Raw genomic sequence first — 11910 nt, forward strand, 5'->3', positions numbered from 1 at the left:
TATCTCTCGATTAAAATGCGATTGATAATGGTTGTTGTTTGCGATTGGCATCATCAGGCATGCTAGTGCACTGTACTGGCTCTACCACACTATCCGTTTGAGTATGAACATGAAAATTTGGAATGGAGGGCAGTGATGGAAGCCTGCAGCCCGAGGCCAACACTGCCCGCCAACGATCCCGATGCCGCCCGCCTCGCTTGCCTTGCCATCGCGGTCGTCCTGCATCTTGCCGCCTTCTGGTGGCTCTATGAACACCAGCCTGCGCCCATCACCCCGCCCTTGCCGCTGACCCTGTCGGCCCGCTGGGTCGGTGAGGCCAGCGCCAATGACGCGCCGGCCAAGGCGCCGGCAGCCGCCCCGGCGCCGCCCATGGTCAAAAAGCCCATACCGGTTCAAAAGAAGGTCGTTAAAAAACCGGTCAAAAAAACCATTCCCAAACCGGCCCCCAGGGTACCGGCACCGCCAACGCCCAAGGCTACTCAGGTGGCCAGGGCAGAACCGGTCGCGGCGCCCTCGGCCCCTGCCACGCCGGTGGCGGCCAATGCCCAACAAGGCGGCAGTGGCACAGCGCCGGTCAAGTCCCGGCAGAGCGGCAGCGGGGCTGGCAGCAGCGCCCCCATCGCCCGCGATGCGCGGCTGAACAACCCTGAGCCACCCTACCCCTATGAATCAAGAAGACGGGGTGAGGAGGGGCGCGTCATCCTGAATGTACTGGTGGCGGCCGATGGCACCGCCTCCTCGGTGGAGGTAGACAAGGGCAGCGGTTATCGGCGGCTGGACATGACGGCGCGCAAGACGGTCAGTCGCTGGCGCTTTATTCCCGCCAAACAGAACAATACGGCCGTCGAGGCCTGGGCAAAGGTCACCATCATTTTTAAATTAAGGGCTTGAATATGGATCCGGAAATCGCAAACAACGGGATGGGCGTCGCCCATCTGCTCAGTCAAAATACCGGTGTGGGGCTGCAGCCATTCATTTTGCTGGTATTGATGTCCCTCGGCACCTGCTATTACACCCTGCTGAAAATCGTGCTGGGTCAGCGCGAGCGCCGCCTCAACGCACAATTCGTGACCCGCTTCTGGCAGCACGAGAGCGTGCAGGATATGGAACGTCAGCTGGCCCATCTCCCGCCGCAGGAGGCCTATGGTCGCGTGACCAGCACTGCGCTGGCGACGGTAGCGCAACTGAACCGGGCCGGGGAGCGGACCGTGTCGCTCAAGCTGGGTTCACCGGACGAGTATCTGTTGCGGGCGCTGCGCCAGGCCATTACCCACGAGCGGGTAAGGCTGGAGCACGGCCTGGCCTTCCTCGCCTCCGTGGGCTCGGCGGCCCCCTTCATCGGGCTGTTTGGCACCGTCTGGGGCATCTATCATGCGCTGCTGGCCATAGGTGCCGCCGGCCAGAGCAGTCTGGACAAGGTGGCAGGCCCAGTGGGCGAGGCGCTGATCATGACCGGCTTTGGCCTCGCCGTCGCCCTGCCGGCCGTGCTTGTCTACAACTTCTTCGTGCGGCGCAATCGCCTCAAGCTGGCCGCGCTCGAGGCCTTTGCCTACGACCTGTTTGCCCTGCTGGTGACGGGATTTGAGCAGGCCCCCTCCAACGTAACCCAGCTGACCGAGCGGGAAGCCAAGAAGGGGCACGGGTAATGGCATTTGGCAAATTGTCGGACGACGGAGACGATCAGCCCCTCTCCGAGATCAACATGATCCCCATGATAGACGTCATGCTGGTGCTGCTCATCGTCTTCATGATCACGGCCCCCCTGCTCACCAATGCGGTCAAGCTCGAGCTGCCGGAGGCCAGCAGCCAGCTCAATCAGCCGGAGAAGGAGGACATCACCCTCGCCATCGATGGCACCGGCAAGATCTACTGGAACGACAAGGAGGTCGATGAGGCCGCCCTGCTTGCCCAGATGGAGACTGCCGGCAAGGCCGATGGGGAGCTGCCCGAGATCCAGCTGCGCATCGACAAGCGGGTCGAGTACGGCATCATAGCCAGGGTGATGGCGCAGGCGTCCCAGCATGGATTGCACAAGATTGCCTTTGTCAGCCAGCCGGACGCAGGCTAACCCCGGCCTTGTGGCGCCCGCCACCTGGCAATGTGCAAAAGGCATCACCCCGGGTGATGCCTTTTGCACAAGGACGCCCCCCATACACGCAGTTGCCATCCCACGCCCGTACCCGGCATGATGCCGAGTCTGACCCGCATCAGGTTGGCCTGCGGCCATCATTTCAAGGAAGCAAGATGAGAACATCGGATTATGTGAGACTGCTGCTCCTGGCCGCGATCTGGGGCGCCAGTTTTCTGTTCATGCGCATTGCCGCGCCGGCCTTTGGTTCGGTCAACACCGCCTTCCTGCGGGTCTTCTTCGGCCTGGTGGGGCTTGGCGTCATACTGCTACTGCTGCGCTCTCCCATGCTCTTCCAGGGCAAGCTCAAGTCCGCCATGCTGCTCGGGATCATCAACTCAGGCATCCCGTTTCTGATGTACGCCATCGCCGCACTCTGGTTGCCGGCGGGTTACTCGGCCATCCTGAACGCGACGACGCCGCTGATGGGGGCTCTGATCGGCTTCTCCTGCTTCAACGAGCAACTGAGCGGGCGCAAATGGCTGGGGGTCATGCTGGGCATAGTCGGCATCACCCTCATCACCACCACCAGCGAGGTGAATGTGAGCGGCAACCTGATCACGGGAGTGCTGGCCTGTCTGATCGCCACCGCCTGCTACGGCTGCGCCGGGTTTCTGACCCGGCGCTGGATCTCGGAACGCGGCGGCCTCGATGCCAAACTGGTGGCCTTCGGCAGCCAGCTGGGGGCATGCGTGTTCCTGCTGCCCTTCTTCGGCTACTCGGTGACGGCGGGGCCTGCGGTGGACTGGACCATCCCAGAGGTGTGGGCCAGCGTGCTGGCGGTCGGTCTCATCTGTACCGCCCTCGCCTACCTCATCTACTTCAGGTTGATCGCGGATATCGGGCCGCTGCGCTCATTGACGGTCACCTTTCTCATTCCTCCCTTTGGCATCTTGTGGGGTTACCTGGTGCTCGGGGAGACCATCACTGAGGGCTTTGTGGTCGGTGGCGCCATCGTCTGTCTCGCAGTCTGGCTGGTGGTCAGCCCGACCAGATCCGCAGCCAGCCTGGCACGGATGAAGGACTCTTGAGCCGCCCGGGTGGGCCGCAACATGCCTGCCCACAGCGCGACTCCATGGCAGATGCCAGCAATCTTCCGTTGTGACACGGCACCGATCCTGACATGGGAAACAAACGTCATTCTGTGCCATGGGACTGACATCGACACAAGATGCCGGCGTCGTTTCTTGACCGTTTTATTTGAAATTGCAATCCAGTGTGGAGTCTTCATCAACCCGACTCTGAATACCATATTTCTTCCATATATCGTCAAGCAACCCCAGCCGAGCCAAGCTTGCCAGGTGCTCTTGAAAAACCATAATGGAAATATCGGATGTAGCGGCGAATATGGCTCGTAAATGATAATTTTGTGCCGGATGAATGGATATGATCAGTTTGCTCCGTAATTCAGGATCCTGCTTCAGCATGTCTTGCAGACGATAAAAACCCAGCCGGATAAAATCCCCCCGATCTCTCAACAGGGCATTGACTATCTGGCTATCATCTCTCAACAGCAAACTGGTCTTTTTCTCAAAATAATGAAACCCTCTTACCCCTATCATGGTCAGTTTATTTAACTCATTGAAAAAATTTTGATCCCGACCCGCTTTATAACGTGCGACATAGCATTCCGAGTAATCCAGCAGAGGGTTGATATAATCACTTTATTGACATCCCATCCCCAGCTGACATCCTGAAACAGGAGCATATCAAATCGTCCCATATACATTTCTGCATATACACGATAAGGGCTGGTAACAACGGGGCGATAGTGATAATCGGACTGGACAGCATTGAGTGCATCAATAATATCGAAGGTCACCCCATGCCACTCATTGTCACTGGTTTTTTCAACAAACGGACTGAATGGGTAGACTGCAACATCAATGTCGGTTGCCCCCCATGACAAAGAAGAGACAAGAACAAGCAATAGCGCTTCCCGGTGAAAGATACTCATGGTAATGCCTCCTGAATGAGGGGGCAGGTGCAGGCAAGCGTGTTTTATTTACGCTCACCTGAACCATCCCAAAATATTCAATATCAGCGATGAGAAAACCGTTGATTTGGGTTGCTGCAGCACTCTCGATGCGGCCTGTCTCTGCTTGCTTGGCGCTTGGTCGCAACCGCCTTGCCACACCCCTTGTCCATGCTGACATCACCTGTTCCCAGCTCGCTCTGGCAGTCGGTCGAATGTTCAAGATACGATTGATGATAGTTGTTTACCCAATGGGTGCTCACCCCCCTCCGGTCGCAGCACCAGATCAAGCCGGGCCACTCCCAGACTCGGCTCTTGCGCCGAACTGCGCTAAGATGGCGCCATTGTTTTCTCCCCTTGCCCGGGGCACAGCAGCAGGATCCCCCTTGAATCGCCTCAACCCATCCAGCCAGCAACAACAGGTCTTTACCGTCACCCGCCTCAATAGCGCAGTGCGCATGATCCTGGAGCAGGATCTCGGCCTGGTGTGGCTGACCGGGGAACTCTCCAACCTGGCGATGCCAAGCTCGGGCCACTGGTACTTTTCGCTCAAGGATCTCGGTGCCCAGGTGCGCTGCGCCATGTTCAAGGGCAACAACCGGCGGGTGGCGTTTCGCCCGCAGGATGGCATGCAGGTGCTGGTGCAGGCACGGGTCTCCCTCTATGAGCCGCGTGGCGACTATCAGCTCATCATCGAATCCATGCAGCCCGCCGGTGATGGCGTGCTGGCCCTGCGCTTCGAAGAACTCAAACGCCGCCTCGGTGCAGAAGGGCTGTTTGACGAGGGCCGCAAGCGCTCCCTGCCCCGTGAACCGCGCGCCGTGGGGCTGGTCACCTCAGCCACCGGCGCCGCCCTGCACGACATGCTGACCGTGCTCAAACGCCGCGCCCCGGATCTCCCCGTCTTCATCTACCCGACCCAGGTGCAGGGCAGCGCCGCCATCGGCCAGATAGTGGCGGCCATTGCCCTGGCCAACCGCCGCGCCGAGGTGGACGTGCTGATCGTCGGTCGCGGCGGCGGCTCGCTGGAAGATCTCTGGTGCTTCAACGAGGAGGCGGTGGCGCGCGCCATTGCCAACTCCAGCATCCCCGTCATCAGCGCGGTGGGCCACGAGGTGGACGTGACCATCAGCGACTTTGCCGCCGACTTGCGTGCCCCGACCCCGTCGGCCGCCGCCGAACTGGTGGCGCCGGACAACCAGGCCCGCATCCAGCGCCTCGCCCATCTGTGGCAACGGCTGGCACAGGGCATAGGCCGCCACCAGACTGCCGCCCGCCACGGCTTCGCGCTGCTGCAAAAACGGCTCGACCATCAGGATCCCAAGCGACGGCTGGAGCAGCAGTCCCAGCGCCTCGACGAGCTCTCCGCCCGCCTGCAACAGCTGATGAATCAACGGCTGCATCAGGGGGAGCGGCGCCTCGCCAACCTGGAGCTGCGCCTGCAAGGCAAGAGCCCGGAGCGGTTGCTGGCCGCTGGCAAGCGCCGCCATCAGCTGGCCGAAGAAAGACTCTATGCGCTGATCGCCAAACGCCAGGATCTGGCCAGCCACCGCCTCGCCATGCTCACCGCCCGCCTCGACGGTGTGAGCCCGCTCGCCACCCTGGGTCGCGGTTACTCCATCACCCGCACCCAGAGCGGTGAGGTGATCAGCCGCGCCACCCAGGTGAACGCCGGGCAAACCCTGGTCACCACGCTCGCCGAGGGGCACCTGCAGGTGCGGGTGGAAGAGGTGCACAACCGATAACTGAACACGGGGGCGCTTTGCAGCGCCCCCGTTTGATCCCCCTCCCTGTCGTTGACGCCTGTCCGTCACACCAGCGAATGGCGCACCATGTCGGCCGGCGCCGGCGCCGCATCAGATCCCGCCAGCGGATTGAGTTGCAAGTACTCAAACATTCCTGCCTGCAGATTGACGTTCCAGAAACGCCCCGCCAGGGTCAGTTCAAGCCGCACTTGCGTGAGCGTCGCCAACCCGTGCCGCTGCCAGGCCTCAAACAGCGGCAGCAGGTGGGCCCGTAGCGGCGCGGGCAGACGAGCCAGCGTCAACCAGCCGCTGTCGAGGGCGCCACGCAGCAGGCCGTCCATGAGGGCATTGGGGTTCTTCCCCATCACCATGCCGGGCGCCCGCACACCGCCTGCCAGCGCCTCGTGCCAGAGCGCCAGATCCCGGCCATACATGAGGCCATGGCCGTGCACGCTGCCTCCTGCCCCCGCCCCGAAGGGGAGGATCTCGGCGCCGCGCTTGGCCATCTGGTTGTAGCGGCTCTGCTCGGCATCACCGCGCCGCCAGTGGCTGCAGGAAAGTCGCTGCCAGCCGCCCTGCTCCAGGGTCTGGGCGCCATAGGCATACATGCCGGCTCGCTGCTGACCATCGGCCGCCCAGCCCAGCGTACCCTTATCCTGTGCCCGATCCAGATTGGTGCCCGCCATGGCGATCAGCTGATAGAGATCCACGCCGTGTACTCCGCTGGCCATCACATCCGCGATATCCTGGCGCCACACGGCATCATCCTGCCCCGGCAGGCCGAAGATGAGATCCGCCACTATCACGGCGGCATCATCCCGGGTCAGCTCGGCCAGCCGGGCCAGCAGGGTCTCCCTGTCATCGAAGCGGGCCGCCTGCTGGCGCACTTGTGTATCAAAGCTCTGCACCCCGAACGAGAAGCGGTTGAAGCCCCCCGCCAGCGCTGTCTGCCACTTGGCATCATCAAAGCCGTTGAGGCGCCCCTCCAGGGTCACCTCGGCATCTGCGGTCAGCGGAAAACCCTGGATGGCCCTGGCCAATCGCGCCAGATCCTCGACCGCCATGTCGGTCGGTGTGCCACCCCCCACATAGACGGCCGAGCAGGGCTTGCTCTGCCCAAAGGGGGTATCCGCCGCCTGCTGCAGGCTGGCGCACAGGGCCACCATGTAGCGGCTCATGCGCGCCGGATTGGCGCCATTTTCGAAGAAATTGCAGAAGCTGCAGCGCTTGCGGCAAAACGGGATATGGATGTAGAGCGCCCGCTCCCCGGCCTCGCTCTCTTGCTGCCACCAGGCTTGCCAGCGCCCATGGTCGAGGGTGAAGGGGCGAATGCCACCCCGGCTGGCATGGGCCGAGGTTTTGGCGCCGAAGGCAAACTTGAGGGGATCCGGTGTGTCGAGTCCGGTCATGGTCGGGGTCAGTTGTAATGTCATCACTGGCTGGGTTACCGCATGGAAATAATGCAAATGATAACCACTATCAATTAATGCCGAGCTTGTGCTGGATCAAACCAGGCTCAGACAACCCAGCTTTGCTACCCATCCTTAACCTCCATCATGGATCCAGTTAACAGATAATTTACTCAAGATGGGGTAGGGTGTGCCGATAGAGAACCATCTCCCCCGCCCTGACGAGCGAGCGTGAGGAGAGTCGCCCGGCATTGACGCTCGCCCACTTGCGCATGGACCCTGCAAACGATGCAAAATCTGTCACTGAACTGGAAAATCTTCCTCCCCCTCACCCTGGTGATAGGCTGTACCTTCGCCCTCAGTTTCGAACTCTCCGCCTGGCTGCAACGGGATCTCGCCATCCGGCTGGCCGGTGAAAAGGTCGAGAGCGCCGCCAACACCTACATGGATCAGCTCAACGTCATGATGATGACGGGAGCCATCGCCAACCGGCAAATCGTGCAGACCAAGCTCAAGAGCGAGGCAGGGATCGTCGAGGCTCGCCTGATCCGCGCCCCCGCCGTGACCGACTTGTTCGGGCCGGGTCACCCGGATCAGCAGGCAGAGGACAACTGGGATCAGCGCGCCATAACGCAAGGGGAGACCATACTCGAGCAGCAGGGCAACCGACTCACCCTGGTCAAGCCCTTCAAGGCGTACAAGGAGTACCGTGGCACCCAGTGCACCACCTGCCATCAGGTGCCAGAAGGCACCGTCATGGGGGCGGTGCGGATCAGTTACGACCTCAGCCACACCTTCGGCGAAATTCGCCACAACAACCTGATCCTGAGCGGCAGCCTGGTGGCTGTGTTCGGGCTCGGGTTCGGCCTGCTTGGCTGGGTGCTGCAGCGCTACATCAAGCGACCGGTGCGCCACCTGCAACGGACCATGACCCGCATGGCCAAGGAGCGGGATCTCTCCCTCCCCCTGCTCAACCCGAGCCAGGATGAGCTGGGCCAGATGACCCGCGCCGTCAGCGACATGGTGCAGGGTTTTCGCCACAGCCTGCAGGAGGTGGAGCACGCGACTCGGCAGCTCTATCAGGAGTCGAACCAGATCCGGCAGGTCGCGACCCAGACCGAAGGCTCGGCCCGCCAGCAGGAGAGCATGACCACCCAGGTCGCCGCCGCCGTCAGCGAATTGGCCGCCAGCTCCCACGAGGTGCGCGAGCACGCCCGCCACAGCGCCGAGCTCTCCGCCCTCACCAACCAGGATGCGGCCGACACCAGTCGCCTCGCCCAGCACTCCATCGCCGACATGGGCGAGATGTCGGCCGAGATTGAACGGGTCGATCGGGTGATCCAGCAGCTCGACAACCGCTGTCTGGCCGTTGATGGCGTGCTGGAGGTGATCAAGGGGATTGCGGATCAGACCAACCTGCTGGCCCTCAACGCCGCCATAGAGGCGGCCCGTGCCGGCGAGCAGGGTCGCGGGTTTGCGGTGGTGGCCGACGAGGTACGCGCCCTCTCCAACCGCAGCCGCGCCGCCAGCGAGGAGATCTCCCAGATGATCGCCGCCCTGCAAAAAGAGGCCCAGAGCGCCGTGGCGGTGATCGGGGATGCAAAATCCAAGGCGGACGAGAGCATCCACAAGACGGAGGCGACCCTGGCCGCCATGCAGAACATCATAGGTCGCATCGCCAGCATCAATGATCTCAACGCCCAGATGGCACAATCCGCCGAGGAGCAGGACAGGGTCTGCAGCGAGGTGGACAGCTCGGTGAGCGACATTCGCAACACCTCCAACGATACCCTGGGCCAGGCGCACGCCGCCAACCTCGCCAGCATCCAGCTGGTGGAGCAGTGCCAGAAGCTGGAGCAGTTGCTCAAGACCTACCGCTGGTAAGGCGCAACGCCCCCAACAAAAAAGCGCGACCCGAGGTCGCGCTTTTTATTGCCTTGCTACTGCCGCAGGCAGTCAGCCGGGACAGATCAGGATCAGCCCGCGTTGCGAGTGGCCACCGCATCGGCCAGCGTGCGCAGCAGCACTTCGGTATCGGCCCAGCCGATGCAGGCATCCGTGATGCTCTGACCGACGGTGAGCTCGCACCCGTCCACCAGATCCTGGCGCCCTTCCACCAGGTGGCTCTCCACCATGACACCGAACACAGCCCGGCTGCCGGCGCGCAGCTGACCGGCCACATCCTCGGCCACCAGCATCTGGTTCTTGAACTGCTTGCTGCTGTTGGCGTGGCTGAAGTCGATCATCACCTTCTGTGGCAGACCGGCCTTGTCCAGCCCCTTCACCACCTCGTCAACGTGCGCTGCGCTGTAGTTCGGCTCGCGGCCGCCACGCAGTATGATGTGACAGTCCGGGTTGCCCCGGGTGGCGACGATGGCGGAGTGGCCGTACTTGGTGACCGACAGGAAGTGGTGCGGCGCGCTGGCGGCACCGATGGCATCGATGGCCACCTTGATGGTGCCATCCGTACCGTTCTTGAAACCCACAGGGCAGGAGAGACCCGAGGCCAGCTCACGGTGCACCTGGGATTCGGTGGTACGGGCACCGATGGCACCCCAGCTCATCAGATCCGCCACGTATTGCGGGGTGATCATGTCGAGGAACTCGGAGGCGGTCGGCAGCCCCATGTCGTTGAGATCCAGCAGCAGCTTGCGACCGATGCGCAGGCCGTCGTTGATCTGGCAGGTATTGTCGAGGTAGGGGTCGTTGATCAGCCCCTTCCAGCCCACAGTGGTACGCGGCTTCTCGAAGTAGACCCGCATCACGATTTCCAGCTGCCCCTTGAGTTCGTCACGCAAGGTCTTGAGGCGTTTGCCATATTCCAGTGCGGCGGCGGGGTCGTGGATGGAGCAGGGGCCGATCACCACCAGCAGGCGCTGATCTTCACCGGCCAGGATCTGATGAATGGCCTGGCGGGATTCGAATACGGTAGATGAGGCGGTCTCGGTGGCCGGAAACTTCTCAAGCACCGCAACCGGGGGTAATAACTCTTTGATTTCACTGATACGAACGTCGTCGGTTTGATGCTGCATGACAAGGCTTCCTGCTAGATGACTGCGATAAAGAAACTTCAATCTAGCCCGCACGGGCAGCGGTGTAAATAGAAAATTACATCCTCATGAAATGAATTTAGTAACGTAGTCTTGCAAGTTGCAATAATACTGCTAGCGGATGGTTGGCGGACTGAAAAACAAGGCCCGCACTGAGGCGGGCCTTGGAGCAATCGAAACTGGCTCAAACGGCCTGACTGACACTGGCCAATTTGTCGAAGTAGTCCGGGAAGGTCTTGGAAGTACAACCCGGATCATTGATGGTGACGGCGGTATCCGACAGCGCCACCAGCGAGAAGCACATGGCGATGCGGTGATCGTTGTAGGTATCGATGGCCGCGTGATTGAGTTGGGCTGGCGGCGTCACGGTAATGAAGTCGTGCCCCTCCTCCACCTCCACACCCAGCTTGCGCAGCTCGGTGGCCATGGCGTGCAGACGATCCGTCTCCTTCACCCGCCAGTTGTAGATGTTGCGAATGGAAGTGGGTCCCTCGGCAAACAGCGCCGCAACGGCGATGGTCATGGCTGCGTCCGGAATGTGATTCATGTCCATGTCGATGCCGTGCAGCGGGGCCTGCTCGGCCTCGATGAAGTCGTCACCCCAGGTGATGCGGGCGCCCATCTTCTCCAGCACGTCGGCGAAATGGATGTCGCCCTGGATGCTGTGCTTGCCGATGCCGGTCACCCGTACCTTGCCCTTGATGGCCCCGGCCGCGAGGAAATAGGAGGCGCTGGAGGCATCCCCTTCCACCAGGAAGTCACCAGGGCTGACATAGCTCTGGTTGCCCTTGATGTAGAACAGCTTGTAGTTGTCGTGCTCGATGACCACCCCAAACTGCTTCATGATGTGCAGCGTGATGTCGATGTAGGGCTTGGAGACCAGCTCCCCCTTGATGTGGATGCGGGTGTCGCCGGCCGCCATGGGCGCCGCCATCAAAAACGCCGTCAGGAACTGGCTGGAGACGGAGCCGTCGACGTGCACATCACCACCCCACAAGCCCTTGGCATCCACCACCAGCGGCGGGTAGCCGTCTTTTTTCAGATACTGGATATGGGCACCCGCTTCGCGCAGGGCATCCACCAGATGGCCGATGGGACGCTCTTCCATGCGTGGCTCGCCGCCCAGGGTATATTCGCCCGAGCCCAGACACAGCGCGGCGCACAGCGGGCGCATGGCGGTACCGGCGTTGCCGAGGAACAGATTGACCGGCTCCTTCACCGCGAAGCTGCGGCCCAGACCGTGCACAGTGCACTCAGTCTTGTCGGCGGAGAGCTTGTACTTGACCCCGAGCTGGGTCAGTGCCGCCAGCATGTGACGAATGTCATCGCTGTCGAGCAGGTTGGTGAGCCGGGTGGTGCCGCGGGCCAGCGCTGCCAGCAGCAGGGCCCGGTTGGACACGCTCTTGGAGCCGGGCAGATTGACCTCACCGGCCACACGAGAAATAGGTTCCAAACGCAACGAATTCATAAACTTCCTGTACTGTCTCAAATAATTCACCTGACCGGACGTTAGCAGCCCGCGCCTTGCTCGGCAAGACCGCGCGTGGCACAAAAGCGGGCCAGACTCGCGGTCGATCAGGATCCACTGAAAAAACAGACGCCG

11 protein-coding genes are annotated in these 11910 nt (G+C 61.7%); 6 read left to right on the top strand and 5 right to left on the bottom strand.

All coding sequences use genetic code 11. From position 1 onward, the window contains the following. Positions 1-135 precede the first annotated feature (135 nt). The 4 genes from ACM3N8_RS02065 (at position 136) to ACM3N8_RS02080 (ending at position 3159) form a co-directional block, all read left to right on the top strand. Complete coding sequence (locus tag ACM3N8_RS02065; RefSeq protein WP_416015381.1) at positions 136-891, top strand: TonB family protein; 756 nt, start codon at positions 136-138, stop codon at positions 889-891. Positions 892-893: 2 nt separating this feature from the next. After that, positions 894-1646 carry a MotA/TolQ/ExbB proton channel family protein gene (locus ACM3N8_RS02070; protein WP_416015382.1) on the top strand — a complete coding sequence of 251 codons (753 nt, stop codon included), beginning with the start codon at positions 894-896 and terminating at the stop codon, positions 1644-1646. Further along, positions 1646-2068: an ExbD/TolR family protein gene (locus tag ACM3N8_RS02075; RefSeq protein WP_103472428.1), complete on the top strand. Its 423-nt coding sequence runs from the start codon at positions 1646-1648 to the stop codon at positions 2066-2068. Before ACM3N8_RS02070 ends, ACM3N8_RS02075 begins: the two co-directional genes overlap by 1 nt. Positions 2069-2244: 176 nt before the next feature. Continuing rightward, a complete protein-coding gene (locus ACM3N8_RS02080) occupies positions 2245-3159 on the top strand; it encodes a DMT family transporter (protein WP_098984220.1) in 915 nt (304 codons plus the stop codon). Positions 3160-3324: 165 nt separating this feature from the next. Here the strand turns inward: ACM3N8_RS02080 and ACM3N8_RS02085 are convergent, their stop codons facing one another. Together ACM3N8_RS02085 and ACM3N8_RS02090 are read right to left on the bottom strand one after the other, a co-directional pair. Next, a complete protein-coding gene (locus tag ACM3N8_RS02085; protein WP_290016743.1) occupies positions 3325-3690 on the bottom strand; it encodes a hypothetical protein in 366 nt (121 codons plus the stop codon). Between the two features lie 11 nt (positions 3691-3701). Next, a complete protein-coding gene (locus tag ACM3N8_RS02090) occupies positions 3702-4085 on the bottom strand; it encodes a hypothetical protein (RefSeq protein WP_290016744.1) in 384 nt (127 codons plus the stop codon). 404 nt (positions 4086-4489) lie between these two features. Here ACM3N8_RS02090 and xseA point away from each other — a divergent pair, with 404 nt between their 5' ends. Beyond that, complete coding sequence (gene xseA, locus ACM3N8_RS02095; protein ID WP_416015383.1) at positions 4490-5848, top strand: exodeoxyribonuclease VII large subunit; 1359 nt, start codon at positions 4490-4492, stop codon at positions 5846-5848. Positions 5849-5913: 65 nt separating this feature from the next. On the opposite strand, the gene hutW is transcribed toward xseA, so the two are convergent. Continuing rightward, positions 5914-7281 carry a heme anaerobic degradation radical SAM methyltransferase ChuW/HutW gene (gene hutW / locus ACM3N8_RS02100; protein WP_098984223.1) on the bottom strand — a complete coding sequence of 456 codons (1368 nt, stop codon included), beginning with the start codon at positions 7279-7281 and terminating at the stop codon, positions 5914-5916. A 264-nt stretch (positions 7282-7545) separates the two neighbouring features. Between hutW and ACM3N8_RS02105 the strand changes: the two genes are divergently transcribed. Continuing rightward, the gene (locus ACM3N8_RS02105; protein ID WP_290016746.1) at positions 7546-9141 is read left to right on the top strand and encodes a methyl-accepting chemotaxis protein; all 1596 of its coding nucleotides are present in this window, start codon (positions 7546-7548) and stop codon (positions 9139-9141) included. Between the two features lie 92 nt (positions 9142-9233). Here the strand turns inward: ACM3N8_RS02105 and aroG are convergent, their stop codons facing one another. Together aroG and aroA are read right to left on the bottom strand one after the other, a co-directional pair. Beyond that, positions 9234-10289: a 3-deoxy-7-phosphoheptulonate synthase AroG gene (gene aroG / locus ACM3N8_RS02110; protein ID WP_103472423.1), complete on the bottom strand. Its 1056-nt coding sequence runs from the start codon at positions 10287-10289 to the stop codon at positions 9234-9236. Positions 10290-10491: 202 nt separating this feature from the next. Further along, complete coding sequence (aroA, locus tag ACM3N8_RS02115; RefSeq protein WP_290016748.1) at positions 10492-11775, bottom strand: 3-phosphoshikimate 1-carboxyvinyltransferase; 1284 nt, start codon at positions 11773-11775, stop codon at positions 10492-10494. Between the last annotated feature and the right edge of the window lie 135 nt (positions 11776-11910).

Source organism: Aeromonas sp. A04 (genome assembly GCF_047780465.1).
GTDB classification, from domain to species: Bacteria; Pseudomonadota; Gammaproteobacteria; order Enterobacterales; family Aeromonadaceae; genus Aeromonas; species Aeromonas bestiarum.

Excerpts from the sequence above, each read along its gene's own strand:
- ACM3N8_RS02065 (WP_416015381.1), top strand. The coding sequence starts at position 136 with ATGGAAGCCTGCAGCCCGAGGCCAACACTGCCCGCCAACGATCCCGAT.
- ACM3N8_RS02070 (WP_416015382.1), top strand. The coding sequence starts at position 894 with ATGGATCCGGAAATCGCAAACAACGGGATGGGCGTCGCCCATCTGCTC.
- ACM3N8_RS02075 (WP_103472428.1), top strand. The coding sequence starts at position 1,646 with ATGGCATTTGGCAAATTGTCGGACGACGGAGACGATCAGCCCCTCTCC.
- ACM3N8_RS02080 (WP_098984220.1), top strand. The coding sequence starts at position 2,245 with ATGAGAACATCGGATTATGTGAGACTGCTGCTCCTGGCCGCGATCTGG.
- ACM3N8_RS02085 (WP_290016743.1), bottom strand. The coding sequence starts at position 3,690 with ATGATAGGGGTAAGAGGGTTTCATTATTTTGAGAAAAAGACCAGTTTG.
- ACM3N8_RS02090 (WP_290016744.1), bottom strand. The coding sequence starts at position 4,085 with ATGAGTATCTTTCACCGGGAAGCGCTATTGCTTGTTCTTGTCTCTTCT.
- hutW (WP_098984223.1), bottom strand. The coding sequence starts at position 7,281 with ATGACATTACAACTGACCCCGACCATGACCGGACTCGACACACCGGAT.
- ACM3N8_RS02105 (WP_290016746.1), top strand. The coding sequence starts at position 7,546 with ATGCAAAATCTGTCACTGAACTGGAAAATCTTCCTCCCCCTCACCCTG.
- aroG (WP_103472423.1), bottom strand. The coding sequence starts at position 10,289 with ATGCAGCATCAAACCGACGACGTTCGTATCAGTGAAATCAAAGAGTTA.
- aroA (WP_290016748.1), bottom strand. The coding sequence starts at position 11,775 with ATGAATTCGTTGCGTTTGGAACCTATTTCTCGTGTGGCCGGTGAGGTC.